This window comes from Streptomyces sp. NBC_01463 (assembly GCA_036227345.1).
In the GTDB taxonomy this organism is placed as follows: Bacteria; Actinomycetota; Actinomycetes; order Streptomycetales; family Streptomycetaceae; genus Streptomyces.
On sequence record CP109469.1, the window covers coordinates 17,705 to 35,484 of the forward strand.

At 69.4% G+C, this 17,780-nt stretch carries 16 protein-coding genes; 10 read left to right on the forward strand and 6 right to left on the reverse strand.

From position 1 onward, the window contains the following. Positions 1–867: 867 nt before the first annotated feature. The 6 genes from OG521_39695 to OG521_39720 all read right to left on the reverse strand — a co-directional run bounded on the left by OG521_39695 (position 868) and on the right by OG521_39720 (position 6,600). On the reverse strand, positions 868–1,101 hold the full coding sequence (locus tag OG521_39695) for a hypothetical protein (protein WUW26976.1): 234 nt from the start codon (positions 1,099–1,101) through the stop codon (positions 868–870). Between the two features lie 138 nt (positions 1,102–1,239). After that, entirely contained in the window at positions 1,240–2,607 is a 1,368-nt protein-coding gene (gene dnaB, locus OG521_39700) for a replicative DNA helicase (GenBank protein WUW26977.1), read from the reverse strand. Continuing rightward, positions 2,604–4,076, reverse strand: coding sequence for a hypothetical protein (locus OG521_39705; protein ID WUW26978.1), 1,473 nt, complete (start codon positions 4,074–4,076; stop codon positions 2,604–2,606). Before OG521_39705 ends, dnaB begins: the two co-directional genes overlap by 4 nt. Positions 4,077–4,763: 687 nt before the next feature. Next, entirely contained in the window at positions 4,764–5,099 is a 336-nt protein-coding gene (locus OG521_39710) for a hypothetical protein (protein ID WUW26979.1), read from the reverse strand. Positions 5,100–5,175: 76 nt separating this feature from the next. Continuing rightward, a complete protein-coding gene (locus OG521_39715; protein WUW26980.1) occupies positions 5,176–5,733 on the reverse strand; it encodes a UTRA domain-containing protein in 558 nt (185 codons plus the stop codon). Between the two features lie 54 nt (positions 5,734–5,787). Next, complete coding sequence (locus OG521_39720) at positions 5,788–6,600, reverse strand: GntR family transcriptional regulator (GenBank protein ID WUW26981.1); 813 nt, start codon at positions 6,598–6,600, stop codon at positions 5,788–5,790. 510 nt (positions 6,601–7,110) lie between these two features. Between OG521_39720 and OG521_39725 the strand changes: the two genes are divergently transcribed. The 10 genes from OG521_39725 (at position 7,111) to OG521_39770 (ending at position 17,330) form a co-directional block, all read left to right on the forward strand. Then, complete coding sequence (locus OG521_39725) at positions 7,111–7,719, forward strand: hypothetical protein (GenBank protein WUW26982.1); 609 nt, start codon at positions 7,111–7,113, stop codon at positions 7,717–7,719. A gap of 187 nt (positions 7,720–7,906) precedes the next feature. After that, the gene (locus OG521_39730) at positions 7,907–8,440 is read left to right on the forward strand and encodes a WhiB family transcriptional regulator (GenBank protein WUW26983.1); all 534 of its coding nucleotides are present in this window, start codon (positions 7,907–7,909) and stop codon (positions 8,438–8,440) included. Further along, complete coding sequence (locus OG521_39735) at positions 8,437–8,862, forward strand: hypothetical protein (GenBank protein WUW26984.1); 426 nt, start codon at positions 8,437–8,439, stop codon at positions 8,860–8,862. The genes OG521_39730 and OG521_39735 overlap by 4 nt, the downstream gene beginning before the upstream one ends. Before the next feature lie 362 nt (positions 8,863–9,224). Beyond that, a complete protein-coding gene (locus tag OG521_39740) occupies positions 9,225–9,545 on the forward strand; it encodes a hypothetical protein (GenBank protein ID WUW26985.1) in 321 nt (106 codons plus the stop codon). 184 nt (positions 9,546–9,729) lie between these two features. Then, positions 9,730–11,490 carry a DUF2637 domain-containing protein gene (locus OG521_39745; protein WUW26986.1) on the forward strand — a complete coding sequence of 587 codons (1,761 nt, stop codon included), beginning with the start codon at positions 9,730–9,732 and terminating at the stop codon, positions 11,488–11,490. 114 nt (positions 11,491–11,604) lie between these two features. Next, positions 11,605–12,081: a hypothetical protein gene (locus OG521_39750; GenBank protein WUW26987.1), complete on the forward strand. Its 477-nt coding sequence runs from the start codon at positions 11,605–11,607 to the stop codon at positions 12,079–12,081. Further along, positions 12,078–12,386 (forward strand): hypothetical protein, encoded by a 309-nt coding sequence (locus OG521_39755; protein WUW26988.1) that lies wholly within the window; start codon positions 12,078–12,080, stop codon positions 12,384–12,386. Before OG521_39750 ends, OG521_39755 begins: the two co-directional genes overlap by 4 nt. A 557-nt stretch (positions 12,387–12,943) precedes the next feature. After that, positions 12,944–14,656: an ATP/GTP-binding protein gene (locus tag OG521_39760; protein ID WUW26989.1), complete on the forward strand. Its 1,713-nt coding sequence runs from the start codon at positions 12,944–12,946 to the stop codon at positions 14,654–14,656. Positions 14,657–14,680: 24 nt separating this feature from the next. Then, positions 14,681–15,097: a conjugal transfer protein TraB gene (locus tag OG521_39765; GenBank protein WUW26990.1), complete on the forward strand. Its 417-nt coding sequence runs from the start codon at positions 14,681–14,683 to the stop codon at positions 15,095–15,097. A gap of 85 nt (positions 15,098–15,182) precedes the next feature. Then, positions 15,183–17,330, forward strand: a complete 2,148-nt coding sequence (locus OG521_39770; GenBank protein ID WUW26991.1) for a chromosome segregation protein ParM — start codon at positions 15,183–15,185, stop codon at positions 17,328–17,330. Positions 17,331–17,780 lie beyond the last annotated feature (450 nt).

The window sequence follows — 17,780 nt, forward strand, 5'->3', positions numbered from 1 at the left end:
CTTGGCTCCAACCGGAAAGCCCGTAGTGCGGTCTGGGGGAGTTGGCGCTCCCTGCGCACAGATGGACTACTTGCTGGGGCAAGTTTCCCAGGCCTGTAAGGGGTCCTGAGAGTGGGTCAGGCCCTTGATTCACCAACGCACCAACGTGAACTCGGGGCGCGAACTTGTCGCTCAGGTACGGGATGTAGCGCGCCGGCAGGACCTACGTGGCGGTGGCGTGGTGCAACAGTGCAGGTCAGAGCACCGTGCGACGCCTACCACGGTGTAATGACAACCCTGAATGCGGACAAACGGGGCACCTGAAACGGGTATGCCCAGGCCAACGGGCCAGGCAGTACTGACTGCGGGGCACAACGAAGCGGGACGTTATGCTCGCGATTCGCTTACCACCCCGCGCCGGGGCGTCACTCGCCCTCCGCACATCTGACCTGGGTTGATTCAATTTCGCGCCCGCTCGCTCCGGCATGATCACCGCTCGCCGGGCACACTCATCTCCAGAAGGCGCGCGGCCTAGCAAGGCCCGGCCTCTGCCCTGATTGCTACTGGCTCCAACCGGCGCACCAGGGGTTACGGGCAGGATGTTGGCGCATCCGCCCGCGTGAAGCCGATCGCCGTGCCCTTTCCGGGCAGGCATCGGCTTCACCTGCATCCAGCTTCGCAGAAGCCGCCTCAAGCCCCTTGCACCAAGTGCTCAAGGACGAGGGCGCACGCTTCCTCCCGCCCCGCCGCGACGTACCCGCGGGCGCACCGCCGACCATCTCGACAGGGCCCGAAGCGCCATGAAGGCCAACAAGGCCCCTGGGTGGCGATCTGACGGACGAACAGGCCCGCCCTGGAGCCAGGAGGCCTTGAGTTACAGAAAGACGCTCAGAAGCGCGACAGGGGCGGTTTGCGCATCGTCTGGCCCTCGCCCAGTCCTGCGGTGAGGGTCACCTCCTGGACGCCCTCGGCGGTCCAGGCTCTGCCCACCGACTCCAGGCGGAGCACGGAGACGAAATCACCGTCCAGGATGTCGGCATGGACCACGACGGGGGTTTCGTCGGTAGCGTCGGCCAGCAGCTGCCGCAGATCGCCGACCGTGAGCGGAAGGGGCTTCGTCATGCCACCCGGTCTACACGACCACCCGTGCCCCTGTACGCCGATCTGCGGGCCCAGTACGGCACCCCGGACGAGGGGTGCCGGAAAGGGCTGACAGGCGATCAGGGAGCCGCATAACGGCGCCTCCCGGCCCGTACGGGATCACGCTTGGCCCATATCGACGAAGCGCGAGTAGTGCCCCTGGAAGGCGACCGTGATCTCGGCGGTGGGCCCGTTGCGGTGCTTGGCCACGATCAGGTCCGCCTCGCCGGCGCGCGGCGAGAGTTTCTCGTACACGTCCTCGCGGTGGAGCAGGATCACCATGTCGGCGTCCTGCTCGATCGATCCCGACTCCCGCAGGTCCGAGATCACCGGCCGCTTCTCGGTGCGGTGCTCCGAACCGCGGTTGAGCTGGGACAGGGCGATGACCGGAACGTTCAGTTCCTTGGCCAGCAGCTTGAGGTTGCGGGACATGTCGGAGACCTCCTGCTGCCGGCTCTCCGGCCGTCGGGTCGTCCCGGACTGCATCAGCTGGAGATAGTCGATCACCAGCAGGTCCAGGCCCCGCTGCTGCTGGATCCGCCGGGCCCGGGAACGGATCTCCATCATCGAGAGGTCCGCCGAGTCGTCCACGAGTAGCGGTGCGTTCTGGACGGCCGGCGTGTGGGCAGCGAGCCGGTCCAGGTCCTCGGGCGTGACGCTGCCGGACCGGATGTGGTGCAGCGCGACCCGGGCCTCGGCGGAGAACAGGCGCTGGGAGATCTCGTCCCGGCCCATCTCCAGGCTGAAGAACGCGGCGGTCTTGCCGTGCACGATCGCCGCGTGCCGGGCGATGTCCAGGGCCAGGGTGCTTTTTCCCATGGCCGGGCGCGCCCCGATGACGATCAGCTGCTTGGGCTGGAGCCCGCCGGTCAGCGCGTCCAGGTCCGACAGGCCGGTCGGGACGCCGGTCAGCGCGACGCCGCTGCCGGTGCGCATCCGGGTCTCCAGGCTGTCCCAGAACGTCGGGACGTCCTCACCCACCGGTGCGTACCCGGAGGTCTGGTCCGGCCCCTTGAGCGCGTCCAGGAGCTCCGATTCGGCCGCTGAGCGGATCTCGTCCAGGCCGCCCTCCCCCGCCGCACCGAGCTGCGCGATCCGGCCCCCAGCTGTAACCAGACGCCGCAGGACGGCGCGTTCGTGGACGACGTCGGCGTAGTACGTGGCGTTCGCCGCGGTCGGCACCGCCTGCACCAGCTGGTGCAGGTACGGCGCGCCGCCAACCCGGCTGAGTTCGCCGCGCCTGACCAGTTCGGCCGCGACCGTGATCGGGTCGGCCGGCTCGCCCTTGACGTACAGGGCCAGGATCGCGGTGTGGATCGTCTCGTGGGCGGGCCGGTAGTAGTCCCGCGGCTGCATCGGGCAGTCCAGGATGTCCGCGATCGCGTCCTTGCCCAGCAGCATCGCCCCGAGCACGGACATCTCGGCGTCCAGGTCCTGCGCCGGTACCTCGCCGCTCTGCTGACGGGGAAACACATCCAGGTCGCTCACTGAGCACCCCCGGCAGGCATTCCGGCCTGGACCCGGGCCAGCAGCCCCATCCCGTCGATCGGCCCCGGCTCGGACCGGCCACGGGCCAGCCGCGCATTCTCTGCGTGCCGGCACGGCGGGCAGTCACCCTCCGCGAACGCCGGATGCCGGACGCACATCCCCGCCGGAACCGCAGGACGGGCCAGGACGACTTTGCGGGTGCGGTCGGGCAGGGTAGCGATTCGACGGTTCTCCAGCAGCCACTCGTAGTTCTGGCCGCCGCCCGGGTTCGACATCAGCTGCTGGCGCAGCTGCTCGTCGAGGGCCCAGCCGCGCTCGGCCGCCTTGTCCGCGAGCAGGGGAGCCAGACGCAGCGCGGCCTCGGGGCCCAACGCCCACGGTGCGGACAACGTCAGCAGAAACGTCCGGGCCTGCTCCACCTGCTCAGGCGTCACAGCTGCCGACGGCTGCGCCACGTCACCGCGGCTGTGCTGCGTGTCCTCCAGGGCGAGCTGCTGCCCGGGAACCCGGCCAGCTGCTGCCCTCCCGCTTTCCTGCTCCAGGACCTTACGGGCGGCGCGGTAACGGGGCAGGTCCTCCAGCCGCTCCCGCAGCACCGACTGGGAACTGCGCCGCGCCTGAGACCTACGCGTCAGCTGCTGAACCAGATCCGCGCCCAACTCCCAGCCCTGTGCCTGTACCGCCTCGGCCAGCAGCGGCGCGAGCTCTGCCGCTGACTTCCGTCCACACGCCCACCGCCCTGGCAGCTCCGCAAGGAACTCAACAGCAGCCGTAACCGCTGCGGCATCTGTTGCCTGAGCGCCCACCGCGATGGAGGTGTCGGAGGAGGACTTACGGGAGGAGGAATCCTCCTCCTCCCTACGGGGGGGAGTGGGGGGGGCGACGCCCGGCACGCCGGATTCCAACGTGTCGGCCTGACCTGCAAAGACGTTGGAATCCAACGCGTCGGATTCCAACGCGTCCGCTCTCGACACGCCGGATTCCAACGTGTCGGCCTGACCTGCAAAGACGTTGGAATCCAACGCGTCGGAAGGGGGTGATACGGCCCGACTCGTTGAAAATCCACGTGTCGGCCTGACCTGCGAAGACGCGGAAGCCTGAGAAGGGGTGTGGTCGGGGTTGTTTGCCGGGTTCCGGTACACAGCGAACGCCCAGCGAGGCCGCCCTGCCTGGGTGTCGTAGCCGTCCCGCTCGCGCTGGACGTGTCCCGCTTTACGCAGCCGCTTCATTACGCCCCGAAGCCGTGTGTCTCCCATCTTCCAGCCCGACTCCTGGAACTCGGCGGCCAGAGCCTGCACTCCCGAGGGCAGCTCCGGATCCCGGAGCAGAAGGCGTAGGAGCACGCCGTAGTCCTCGGGCTGGAGGTCGGGCGAGAACGCCAGCGGCGCTGGAACGACCACCTCCTCCGGGGGCTCCCACGCCCGGCGGATCTGTGCGCTCAAGAAATCAGCCTGCGACATCTCCTTCATCGGATCACCCCCGACGTCAGGTGAGCGTTGGGGGAAGGCACGTCCAGCCGCTTCTGGTGAGGAGGGGCGGTACAGATGGGAGCGGCGGACGAGGCGCAGGAAGTAGTCACACTTGATGCAGGCGTCGGCCCGACAGCCAGCCCGAAAGGACTTTGCGAAGTTGCGGCCGGGGGCCGGCGGCGGGGCCGGAGATGGCAGTGCATGTGGTGGTTCTCCCCTGGGATAGGGGAGTCGTGACCAGCAGATGTGACCTGACAGGAGACCCAGATGGTGGCGTTCCGCGTCGCGGGACGCTTATTCTGGGTACAGGTGACTGCGCGGACCCAAGGGTCCACGGGGCATCACCCCGGCGAGGTCACCTCACCGGACACGACTCGGGTTGCTGGTAGGCGTGCGAGTCGGTAGCTAAGAAGCCGTTCCCTCTGCCAGGAGGGAGCGGCTTCGCTCGTTCTACGGGGACCGAGCGACGTTATTCATGGAGGCATCCTGTCACTGAAAGGCACCAGTTCGTGTGCAGTGTGGGGCCTTCTGTGCGGACCATGTGCCGGTTCGTTGGCGGCGAGTTCGGGTCGATAGTGCGTTGGTGCTGTGCTGCCGGATCCTCTCCCAGCTCACCCCGTCCGGAACCGGCAGTAGATCAACACCGGCGACCGTCCTCCTCCTTTGCGGTGCTTGCGGAATTCACGACTAGCTGATCGCGTCGTTGCTGGCTACGCGACGGGCTTGGACCACGTACGCGTACGCCGCTCCCAGGTGTCCGTATGCCGTGGCGTTGTCTGCCGCGACCGCCGCAGCCGCCGACTCCGAGGCCCTGCGCAGCTGCTGCGCCACGGTGGAGGGCATGGTCGGCGCGTCGGCGAATTCGAGCAGGCTCTGCGCGATTCCGGAGAGGGACGCCTTATCAGAGACCCCGGACGGACCGTCCGGGCCCGAGAACATGGGGATCCACCCGGTTTTCACAACAAGGGAGCTGCGGATCTCATCCACCAGCTCGGGGGTGCTGAGCCGCTTCTCGGTGCTCATGGGATCAGACTCCGGGGACTCAGAGGGGTCAGCGAGGCGGGCGCCCCGGCACGGTCGGGGCACCCGGGGAGTTGCGTCAGGCGAGCGGGGTGGCGTAGCGCAGCTTCCAGCCCTTGCCCAGGACGTGCTGGGTCACCTCGACTACGCGACCATCCGCGGCACCGATGTGGTTGATGGTCAGCACGTCCGCTCCGTCAGGCAGACCGAGCCGAGCCGACTCCTCCGAGGTGGCAGGACGGAGTTCGACATCCTCGACAGCGCTGGAGCCCTGGTCGAACCCGGCCTCCTTCATGCGGCTGATGATGCCGCCGACGCCGGTGTCCACCTGCTCGATGCCCGCGGCCTCGGCAACGTCGACCGGGATGTACGTCGTGACGAGCTGAATGACGCGCTCACCGTCGAACATCTCCCGAGCCCGCACGACGACCTCGCCGTCGACGCCCAGGAACTGAGCGACATCCGCCGGCGCAGTGGCGCGGCTGACGGAGACCTCGGTCCGCGGAGCGCGGCCGGACCGGCGTAGTTCGGCGTCGAACGCACCGTGCGCGCCGTTCTCCTCACGCTGGTCGGTGGTGTAGCGGGTGCGCGCGTCCCGCATGACCACGCCGCTGTCGTCGATTCGGTTGCTAGCCATGTGCTGAATGCTCCTTGCTCGTGTCTTGATGGACGTTTGTGTGTTTCGTGCTGGTCAGCTAGTTCCCGGGGTGTCGATGACCCACTCGTAGGCCAACCGCCACTTGGTGCGCGGTAGGACGTGCAGGCAGATCTCTACGATCCGGCCGTCGGCAGTCAGCCCCTTGTGGGTGATCTCCAGTACGGCTCGCTCAACCGGAATGCCGAGTGCATCGGCCTCTTCCGGAGTGGGCGAACGAACTTCGATCTCCTCACGCAGCCGCTCCTGTCTGAAGCCGGCCTCCGCCATCCGCGACTTGCTGCCCCCCGTGCCCGTGTTGTTCTCCGCGAGCACGGGGCAGGCGTCGACGACGTCCGGCGGGAACCAACTCGTGGCCACCTGGACGACTTCCAAAGCATCGGTGTTGCCCGGGAGCCCCACCCGCATGATTCGTTCACGCTTGAGGGTCTTCGCGCGGTGGTGCATCCCAAAGAGCTCAGCGACCTTCTTCGGCGGCACGTCCTTGGCGATCGTGACGACCGGGTCCTTGTTCTCGAAGCCCATCGACCGCATCTCTGCCTCGAAGGCTCCAACGGCTCCGCCAGCCTCTCGCAGCGTCGGCAGGTAGCGCTGGGTGCGATCCGAGACGATCTTGCCGATCACCAGGGATACGTAGGTGCCCTTGCCCCGGCGAGAGAAGACCAGACCTTCGTCTTCGAGGAGTCCGTAGATGTCGCGCGCGGTCTGGTAGGCGACGCCGTGTTCCTTCTGGAGCTGAGGCACGCCAGGCAGGCGCGACCCAGGTGCGAGTGCGCCTCGCTCGATCTTGTCCCGGATCTCGGACGCGATCCGTTCGACCTTCCCTGGCTCCTTCTGCTTGGTGGCCACTGCTCCCCCTCTCCGTACACGTCGTGGCAGCCAGTGGATCTCGCTGCCCGGTCTGCACAGCATCGCATGTCTAGTTGTTTCTCGAAAGCCGAGACGCGACACGGTTTAAGTGTCTCTATGAAATCGCAGGTCAGAGGCGCTTTTGGAAACTACTTAGCTAGACAGGTTGACCGGTGTCGAATAGTGAGGTTCTATCGAGATGTGCCAGCGAGCGGTAAGTAGCCGCTTGCAGGGCGTAGTCGGTGTTGTTCCTGCACATCTGGGTGCATCGCCAGCAGCAAGACCGCTAGTAGTCGTCCGCCTTTCGGGGCGGCCGGAGTAGTCCTCAGCTTGCTGAGGGCGCGAGAGCACCATCGAACTCCTCCGGAGCCTGACGGCCGCGACAACTGTGTGCACTTCGCAGCGCAGTGCGCTGTCTGTCCTGCGGGACGCCGGCCCTGTGCCGTGCGGCCTGGAGGGCAGAGAGAGTATTGCGACGCGCTCCTGCCACTCCGCCTAGGAGGAGTTCAGATGCCTGCTTCGACCATTGAGCGCACCGCCCGCACCCGGCAGAGCCGGACTCGCTCCCGCACTGTCAACGCCAGCCCGGCGCTTATCATCTCCACCCTCAAGCCTCACCAGTTCGATCTGCGCCCGGCCTGCGCGTCGTTGGTCTGCCCCGACTGCAAGACGTGGGTGCCGATCACCGGCCTCCAGACCAAGCAGCCCAAGGTCGTGCCGCACGACACCGGCCGTGCGGGCAAGGACGCGGCCGTCCGCTGCCGCCTGGGCAGCAACCGCCTGGTCACCGTCGACGTGACGGTCAAGAAGTGGCAGGAGCGCCTGGAGGACGGCCACGCGGAGACCGTGCACCGCCGCACGACCACCGTCTTGCGTAAGCCGAAGGCCGTGCCCGCCCCGGCCGTCAGCCAGATCGCTGCGCAGAAGCAGGCGTTGGCAGCTGACGAGCACGGTGATGGCCGGCTCTTGTGGTTGCTGCGCAAGCAGCAGTGGACGGCTGCCGAGTCCGCGGTCCGTAGTACCGATACGCGCCGCGCCCAGGTGCCCACCGGTGACGCGCCGCTGGGTGCATCACCAGCGCCGCTCAAGAAGCTGCGTCTCGAGCGACGCGCATCCTGACCAGCTCCGGACGATCTACCACGGCCCCGGCCGCCCCTTTTCATCAGGGGCGGCCGGGGCCGTGGCTGCTCGTACAGCAGTCACAGGGCCACACGCCCTGAACACGACGAACCCCCCGGGGGCCTAAGCCCGGGGGGTTCGTCTTCGCAGCTCACCCTCGGTAGAAGGGGATCTACGCATGCACAGGATGACATCCACCCAGGCCCAGCACACGCGCCGGGCCGCACTTCAGGCCGCGGTCGATGCCGGCGCGCTGTGCGCCCAGCCCGGCGCCCCGGTCGACGCGTTCTTCCGCGCCGACGACGAGCCGCTGCGCAGCTGGAACAAGCGCCGCAAGGCCGCGCTCGCGTTCTGCGGGGCCTGCCCGGTGAGGGCGGCCTGCCACGAACTCGCCCTGCGCGAGGGCGACGGCCGTGCGCACACCGAGGACATGGTGCGCGGCGGCTCCTCCGGCAGTGCGTTGGCTGCCGAGCGCAGCAAGCAGGCGCAGCGGCTCAAGGCGGCGGTCGCCGCCGACGGCGAGCCGGAGTGGAAGCGGCTGGTGAACCTTTCGGTCCAGTTGCGGCGGGAGGCGGTCAAGAACCCGGACGGGGTCGGCGGTCACCGCACGCAGGGCCGGGCGCAGCACGCGCAGAACATCCTCGTGCGCTCGCTGGCCACGGAGATCCAGCAGATCCGTACCGCCCGCCGTGCGCGCAACGGCTGGGGGGTGGCGGCGTGAGCGCCACGATCCTGCCCCCTCGCTCCGGGATCGCCGACGACATGAGCCGCGAAGACGACTCCCGCGGCTACGAGCGTGACGAGACCGACCAGCTTCACCAGGTGGTGCGGCACCTCGTGATCGACGGCGATGGCCGTGCCCGGGCCGCGGGCCGCCAGGCGCGGCGCACCCTCGCTGAGATGGCCTCCGGCTACGAACGGCAGCCGGTGCTCGTGCTCACCGGACCGCTCGCCTTCCGGTCGGCGGACGACGCGTGCCCGCTGTGCGGCTACTGGACGTGCCGTTGCGGCAGCGCGGCCCATGAGCCCGGCATGTTGCCGGTCACGCAGAACACCCTGCAGTGCGACCGGTGCGGGGGCCGGTTCAGCTTCTCTCCCGTCACCGGTTGGACCTGCGACGCCTGTCAGGCCATCGGCCGCTGAGTCGGATACACCGCGCCCGTACCGCTCAGCACCAGACGGTACGGGCCATCGCCGAGCACGGGCTGGCCCACCCGCTCACCCTCGCCCTGCTCGTGGCCGCGGCAACGGCGGCCGCCAGGGCGTGGGACGCGGGCCATCCCGTCGCCAACACCCACCCCCGCACCACGAGAGGCACCACCCCCGATGGCTGATGACCTGCACGCCCGCTACATGCACGCCGCCGAAGCCTGGCGTGCTCACCGAGCAGACTGCACCACCTGCCAGCCCGGCGCTCCCTGCACGGCAGGCGCCACGCTCACTGAGCGGTTCGAGCGCCTGCAGGACGCCTACCTGAACCGCCGCCACACCGCGAACGGAGACCGATGATGCTCACCCTCGCCCAGTACCGCGAAGACCACGGCGATCCGGCCACCTGGACGCCCGCCGACATCGACAGCTACCTCGTCATCGGGGAGATCGCCCCGCCGGACGCACTCCCCTACACCCACGCGGAGATGGTGGCGATCGCCGCCGACCATCAGCGCTCCGCGGTCCGGCAGCAGGCCGTCGCCGACAGGCTGGCCGCCGACGGCCACGACACGGCCGCCAACATCTGGCGGCGCGGCGCCCGCGACACCCGCGAGCTCGCCGCCGCCGCCCGGATGGGCTGGCCGGCCTTCGAGGCGCACCTGAACGGCTGGTGACCACGGTCTGCAGGCTGCCTGATCCGCGAAGCACTCCCCGCCAGCACCACAGCGGGGAGTGCTTCGCGGTGACGGGGAGCCGGACAGCCCGAACCGGCCGTCGCTTCGGGAACGCGCCACCGCGTTTCGGGAGCAGCCGCTGCCGTTTCGGACACGCCCTGAACGACCCGACTGGAGGCCTCACATGACGATCACCGACTGGCCGCGCACTGCGGCTGAACCTGACCCCGGCTCGGTCTCACCGGCCGCCGTTTCGGATACGCCCGAGCCGGTTTCGCTGACGCCCGGCACCGTTTCGGGCGCGGCTGAGTCCGTTTCGGAGACGGCAAGCGGAAGGGGAACGAAGCCTTCTGCGGGGAGGCTGACCGGCACCCAGAAGTGGGCGGCCGGTGCGATCGTGACCGCCGCGCTCGTGCTCGCAGGGATCGGCCTGTACCTGTCGTTCGAGCACGTCGCGGTCTTCGCGTTCAAGGAGTTGCGCTTCGATTCGCTCGGCAAAGGCCAGCTGTTCGCCGTCGGAGTCGACGTCGGCATCATGGTCATGATCGCCGTCGATCTGCTGATGGCCTGGCTCAAGCGTCCCATCAGCTGGATCCGCTACCCGGTATGGCTGCTGACCAGTGCGACGGTCGTTCTCAACGCCGCGTCCGGCGCCCCACAAGGGGCCTGGAAGCTGCTGGACTACGTGGCTGCCGGCGCTCACGGCGTCGTCCCGATCCTGTTCATCACGGTGGTGGAGCTGGGCCGTACCTCGATCGACCGCATCGTCCGCCCCGACCAGGACGAACGGGACTCGATTCCGTGGATGCGGTGGACGTTGGCACCCGTGGCGACGGCCCGGATCTTCCGCCGGATGCGGCTGTGGAGCGTCACCTCCTACCCGGAGATGATCCGCCGCGACCAGGACCTCATCGCCTACGAGCAGTGGCTCAAGCGCAAGTACAAGGGTGACCTGGCCACGGCCGACGAGGACGAACTGCTGCCGATGACCATGGCCCCGTACGGCTACACCGTCGCCCAGGCCCTGGCCCTGCCCGGCGAACAGGAACGGGCTGCTCAGAAGCGGGCCGAGGACGCTGAACGTGAGCGTCTGGACGCCGAGACCCGCAGCGAGGTCGCCAAGGCCAAGGCCGAGGCCGACCGGCTGCGCGCCAAGGGCCAGACAGAGACGGTCCGTGCGGAGGTCGACGGCCAGACCGGCCAGGCCCGCGCACACGCCAAAGCCCAGGTAAGCGCCGCAGAGCGGGTTGCCACACTGGAAAAGGAGGCCTTGCAGAACGCGGTGATCGCTGAGGCCCGCACCCGCGAGGCGCAGGCGGCACACAAAGAAGCGCAGGAGCGCGAGGCGCAGGCGCAGGCGGACCTGCGCGCGGCCGGACTGGAGGCTCAGGCGGCCGAGAAGCGGAAGGAAGCGGCGGAGGCCGACCGAGTCGCCGCGGCAGAGGCTCAGGCCGTTGAGACCCAGGCCATCGCCGAAGCCCGCCGCGCCGCCGCCGAAGCGGACCGGGCCACTGCCGAAACGGAGCGGGCCGCTGCCGAAGCCCGCCACGCCGCCGCCGAAGCCGACCGCGGGAAGGCGGAGGAGGAGCGCCGCCACGCCGACGCTCTCGCCCACATCGCGCACGCCCAGAAGGACGCCGCCGAAGCCGGGCGGGCCGCTGCCGAAATCCGGCAGGCCGCTGCCGAAGCCGAGCGGCGCGCGGTCGAAATCGAGGACGAGGCGAAGCTGACCTCGAGGCAGCGCGCAGTCCGCAGGGTCGCCCGCCTGGCGCTGGCGGCCGGTCTGGAGCCCGAGGGCCTGGCGCACGAGGACCTGGCGCACGAACTGTGCGAGCGAATCTCCATCGCCGACGTCCAGCGCGAGTTCGACGTGTCGTCCACGGACACCGCCTCGAAGTACCGACAGGAAGCCGTCGCCCTGCTCGCCGGCGGCTACCGCCCCTGACCCCATCGTCCGGCACACACCAGTGAGGGCCAGCCCACCAGTAATGGGCTGGCCCTCGCTGCGACTGCCGGAAGCAGCCGACAGCGCCCCAAGTACAGCAGGAGGAAACCCACCGTGAACAGCCATGACCCGAATCACGCGCCCCTGCGCGATGTGGCGCAGAGCCCGGAGGCGACCGCCCGTTACCTGGCCGACGTTCAGCGGGTCCTGCTGGACATCGGCAGGAACCTGGAGACCCTCGCCCTGGAGACCCGCATCCACTGCCGCAACACCAGCGTGGACGGCGACCGGTTCTACCACGCCCGACTGCGCGCACTGCCCGTCGAGCGCGCCCTCCAGGGCGTGCTGAAGAGCGTGGAAGACGTCACCAAGGGCCTGGAGAAGAGCGCATTCAAGCGCCGCGCCCACGACGAGACGGTCTCGAATACGGCCGATAAGAGGAAGGAAAAGGAACTGGAAAAGAAGCGAAAGAAAGCCCTGCCGCTCCAGGCCGCTCCGCAGAATCCACTGCAGCAGGGTGGACAGGGCCAGAATTCCGGCTACGGTGGACCTACGTCGCTTTACGACCTGGGCAACAGGGAGTCGGCGTGACGCGCCCCCTCAGCAGTACCGAACGCTCCATTCACGGGCGGAACGGCTGGCTGCGGGAAGAAGAACGCAAGGCGATCGAAAGTCGCGGTGAAGTCGGCCGGATGGAATTCTGGCTCCGCGTTACTCGGTCCGCAATCACCAAGGAAGCCAAAGCCGGTCGCGGCGATGTCATTACCGCGTTCACGCTGATGTGCCGCCTCTTCAAGCTCGTACTGGAGAAGCGGCAGGCGGGCGACCCGCGACTGTTCGACCACCTCATGCAGTACGCGGACACCGTCCTGAAGCAGCACGGCCCGCGGACCTGAGCAGCACCCACGAAGGCCCCGCCGGACTCCGGCGGGGCCTCGCGCGCGTAAAGCGTGCACACGTGCACGTGCACGTGTGCACGCGAGACCCCCTGTCTGTCAACCCCCTTGAAGGGAGGTGCGCCGTGTCCGACGAGCCCGACGACACCGGCGGCGGAACGCTGGTCCACGGTCCCTGGAACGGCGATTCCACATACCCGCTGCCGCCGATCCCGGATTTCATCGACACCATTCCACCGCCGGAAGACATTCCGGAGGCTCCCCCGGAGTCCCCGGAAGAGACCACGATGGAACTCCCAGCGATTCCGGCAGCTCCGAACCCGACAAACGCACTGCGTTCCGAAGGGATCACCCCGTCGGAAACCGGTGAAGATGACGACGAATACGAGGAGGGCGAATACGACCAGTCGCGCTCTCTCGCCGATCGTCTCGGTGACTGGCTGGAACTCCGGCTGGAAATGGCGCGGTACAACCACGAAAGCGAAGCTCCTTTCCGTGAGGCTGAAATAGCACGGAAGGCCGCGCTCCTGGCAGGTCGCACCGCGCAGGACGTCGCGATGATGGAGCAGAACGGAAAGCTCCACGCCGCGATGATGAAAGCGAAGGGCGACAGGGCGGCGGCCCGCGGAAAGGCGGACGCCGACCGCACGAAGTCCTCCAGCGCTGGGCTGGGCGCCGACAAGGGCCGCTCGAAGGCCGGCGGCGGATCCCGCAACAGCTCGGGGCCTGGTTCGAAGGGGCCCGTGTCGCGCGGCTCCAACCCCGTCGGTACCGCCGGGCGTTCGGGGGCCGGGGCGGGTGGCGGCAGAAAGGCCTCTGACCGCTCCTCTGCCAACCGTTCAACTGGTCCCGGGCGCCCTGGACCGGGTGGGGACTCGAAGGGCTCCCACAGTGGCTCAGGCGGTTCCGGCAAGGGCGGCGGTTCGAAGGGCGACGGCGGCCGGGCGCAGCAACACAGCCCGGCGTCCAACGCCCGCGCGGAGCGGGCCCGTGGCCGTGCCGAGCGCGCCGGGACCCGCCAGGCCGGACGTCAGGAGCGGCGCAGCGCCGGGCACAGTGCCGGTGTCGCCGACCGGACCAAGGATCGCGACCAGGCCCGCAGCAACCGGCAGAACGACCGGAAGGAGCGCCGGGCGAGGAAGGCGGAGCGGAACGCGGCGAGGCGGGCGAAGCGGGAAGCCGCGGCGTCGCCCGATGCGGGCCGTACCACTTTGGGCCAGGCCGTCGGCGAGGGAGCCCAGCGCCGCTGGGACAAGCGCCGTGCCGGCGCGACGGCCGACAAGGCCCCCGCCGAGAAGGTGGGCCTGACCAAGGACAAGCACGGCAAGGGCAAGGGCGCCGACGGCAAGGGCGGAAAGACCGCCAAGCCGGCCCAGGAGGAGGCCTCCAGCGCCGACAAGGACAACAAGGCGGCCGGTGAGTCCGGCAAGGACAACAAGGCCGCTGACGGGGCGTCCGGCGACGCGAGGAAGCGTCGGCGGTTCCGTCGCGCCGGCGGTTCGGGCGCGTCCGGACGACGGAGTCGCACCCGCCGAACGGGCCGCGCCTCAGGTGCCGGTCGTGCTGACCGGCCGGCGGGTGCCGGTCGGGCCGGGCAGTCGGGCCGGTCGTCAAAGGGCCGGTTCGGGCCGCCGCCCACCCCGACGGTCGAGTGGCCCGACCACCCCAACCGCCCGCCGCAGCCCGCCGCCGGCGTCGAGGACGACATCGTCGACGCGGACACCGTCCCCGACGCCCCCGCGGCCGCGACGACCGGCGTCAAGGGCCTGCCGCCCGCCCCGGAGCCGCACACCGCACGGCCCGGCACCAGCCGACCCACCAGCACAGACACGGAAGGGAGCAGCGTGAGCAGCGCATCGGTCAGCAAGCCCGGTCAGGGGAACTTGGCCGCCCAGCACCGCACGGACATCACGTTCGACGAGTTCTTGATGGAGATGGCGAGCATCGCCATCAAGGCCGCCTCCGACCAGGAGCGCGCCGAAGCGCTGATGGAGGCGCTCGGCAAGGTCGCCGACGCCCTGCGGGACATGGCCGCCGACCTGGTCGGCGACCACAACATCTCCACCGCCGTCACCGACCTGATCGCCGACCTCGCCGACTCCGCGGCCCGGATGAAGGAGCAGGCCAAGCGTTGCGCGGAGCAGTGCGGCATCGCCAAGGAAGCCGCACTGCTCGCGGCCACCCAGGTCGCCCGCGTCTACGGCCAGGACATGAACGCCAAGGAGGACGCGGGCCTGAAACACGCGTCGGCCGCCGCCCACCACGACTAGAACCAGGAAAGAGGACCTGCCCTGATGAGCGATCTCGTACCCCGCCCCGCCGGGGCCGCGCCCGCACCGGCCGATGACGACAACCGCTACACGGCCGTGCAGAACAAACTGCACAAGCTCGGCAAGGCCATGGACGACGCGGCCCTCGAACTCGAGTCGCTGCGGCGCAGCATGCAGACCAACGCCACCCGCACCGAGAACGTCGCCCGCGACATCGAGAACGCCGGCCTGGACGGCACGTTCGTGGAGGTGACCAACCTGGTCTCCGTCGCCCTGGGCGGCGCCGCCGTGGAGGTCAGGCGGCTGTGTGACACCGCGCAGGAGACCGCCGACCTCACCCACGAGACCCAGCGCGCCCATTCCACGCTCTACGGGGCGCTGGACGACATCCGCTCCAACCGGCACGAGAAGACCCCCCGGCCGGGCTTCTTCGACCGCTGACCCACCCCTCCCCCACCCACCCCCGCCACGGGCGGCCCCGCAGACCCTGCGGGGCCGCCCGTCCTCATCCCAGAAGGAGCCCACGGTGCCCACGCCGCGCAGTGTCGTGCTCGAACGCCTCGCCTACACCCTCGCCGCGCCCGTGCTGGCCGTGGCCCCGAACCTCTACCCCGACAGCCCCGTCAACCAGATCGTGCAGCTGGCCGGAGCCGCCGGGATCGGCGGCTGGATCCTGGCAGCCAAGGGCGAGGAAGCCGGCGCCGGACGCAAGATCCTGCGCTGGTCCCCGCTGGTCCTGGCCGCCGCCATCGACACCGCCGCCGGGCACACCACCGGATGGGGCCCCTACGGACTGGACGGACTGCTCGCCGCGACCTGGGCGGCCGCCGGCTACCTGGTGATGCCCTTCGCCCGGCACGCACGCCGACGCCACCGCCCCGCCCTCGCCACCCTGCAGCAGGTGCCCGTGCTCGCCGAAGCCGAGCCGCCCGCGGCAGTGGTGGACGACGGCGCCGACCTGCTGACCCGCGACGCGCGGGTGCTGTGGGAACGCGCGGGGATGCCCGCCCGCACCCACATCGTCAAGGCGACCCGCCACCCCGGCATGCAGCACGACATGACGATCTTGCTGCGTGCCTCGGAGACCGGCCGCCCGATCACCGGCCTGTCCGAGGCCGCCGTCGCCGCCCCGTTCGGCGTGCACGCCGGCGACGTCGTCCTCGCGGACGTCGCGGTCCAGCCCGGCCGGCAGGGCGGGCCGGGCTGGCTGGAGGCCCGCATCACCCCCGACGCCAACCAGCGCCGCCGCACCAAGCCCACACCCCAGGAACGCTGGACGGACAAGGTCGGCTCCCCCAAGGGCGGCGCCCCCGGATCCGAGCTGGTCCACCGCACCCGCGACGACGTACGCCAGGTCACCTTCTACCGGGCGAAGATGGCCGACGCCACCGAGACCCCGCGTATCGACCTGGCCAAGGTCTGCCGCGGCCTGGGCCTGCCCGAGGACGACTCCTGCGTCTTCGTCCTCATCGACGGCACCGAGTTCCTCATCAGCGCCTTCGACAAGCCCCCGCTGTCCGCGATCTTCCCCGCCACCCGGGAGCTGCTCACCCCGGACGCCAAGGGCATGTACGTGTGCGGGTACACCATCACCGGCCAGCCGGTGAAGAACATGGTGTTCCAGCACGACAAGAACGCCGCCCGGCACGGGCTGATCCTCGGCGTGTCCCGGTCCGGGAAGACACAGTTCTTCGCGATCGACATGGCCGCGATGTCGCTGGCCGGCCAGGTCGTGTGGCTCTCCACCGTCCGCAAGGACGAGAAGACCACCGTGCTCGGCCGGCACATCGACCGGCAGGGCTCCAACGCGCTGTGGATGGCCCGCTCCCTGCGCGCGGCGAAGGCCCTGTGCGAGATCCGCGCAGACATGCCCTGGGCGTACGACGGCGAGGCGCACGACTACAAGCCGGGCGACTCCCGCTGCCCCTACAAGCAGCTGAACGTCTTCGCGGACGAGTTCATGACCGCGGCGCAGGACGGGGACTTCGGCGAGTTCATCCAGAAGGACGGAGACGACCTCACGGTCACCGGCCTGAAGTACGGCATCGGCTTCAACCCGGCTGGGCAGTCCCCGTTCGCGCACAACGGGTTCTCCACCGAGATGAAGGACAACCTCCGCCAGAACAGCCGGCCGACCATCTTCAACATGGGCTCGCCCGGCGCCACCCGCAAGGCGGCGGAGGGCACGATGGAGAACGCCTACGACGTGCCGACCATCCCGGCCCGCTACTCCCGCAACGAAGGCTCCGCGATCGACCGGGCCATGAAGGGCGAGGCCGACCCGGACAACGGAGTGAGCACCGGCGGGGTGGCCGTCATGGTCCTGGACAACGGCCGGGCAGTTCTCATGCGGTCGCTGTATGCGGACTTCGACACCGATCTCGTTGACCTGTTCCCCGATGAGGTCAACCGGCTCACCGACCACGAGATCACTGAGCTGGAGAAGCGCGGCCTGTGGTTCGACTGGAACGAACCCGTGAGGCCCGGCGAGTTCTGGCCCGAACCCGAACCCAAGGAAGACGACAGCGACGAGGATGCCGGCTCCCGCCGACGCAGCTCAGGCAGCAAGGGCAGGGGCGGCACCCGCCGCACCACATCCGCCAGCAGGCGCGAGCCCCAGCTGACCTCGCCCCGCCAGGCGCTGGAGGCCATCAAGAGCCTCAACAACGCCTGACTTCCTCCCACCGTGGGAACTGCCTCTGCCCGGGCAGGGCCGGCCTCCACGGTGACGGGGTGGTCAGTCGGCGGGCGTCCACGGGCTGTAGGGAGTCGTGCTCGTCCCCCCGCAGCTCCAGCAATCGAACTCCTCGGGATCCTCGAACCGGTTTCCCCAGAACCCCGTGCGCGGGCAGAACACCACACACTCCTCGTCGCACCAGCCACACACGAACACGAAATTCATCCCTGGCCTCCCCCTGTCTGAGTAAGGCTGCCCGCCCCGTACGCCAGACGGCAACAACGCAGCCAAGGCACCAGTTGCCACGCAACGCACCTCACCTCCCTGCCCAACGGGCGCCCCCGGCATCCCCTTTCCCGGGCGGCGCCTGTTGCCTTGCCCTGACTGGAGCCCCGATGCCCAACCCCACGGCCGTCACAGCCCACTCCGTCCAGACCACAGTGCACG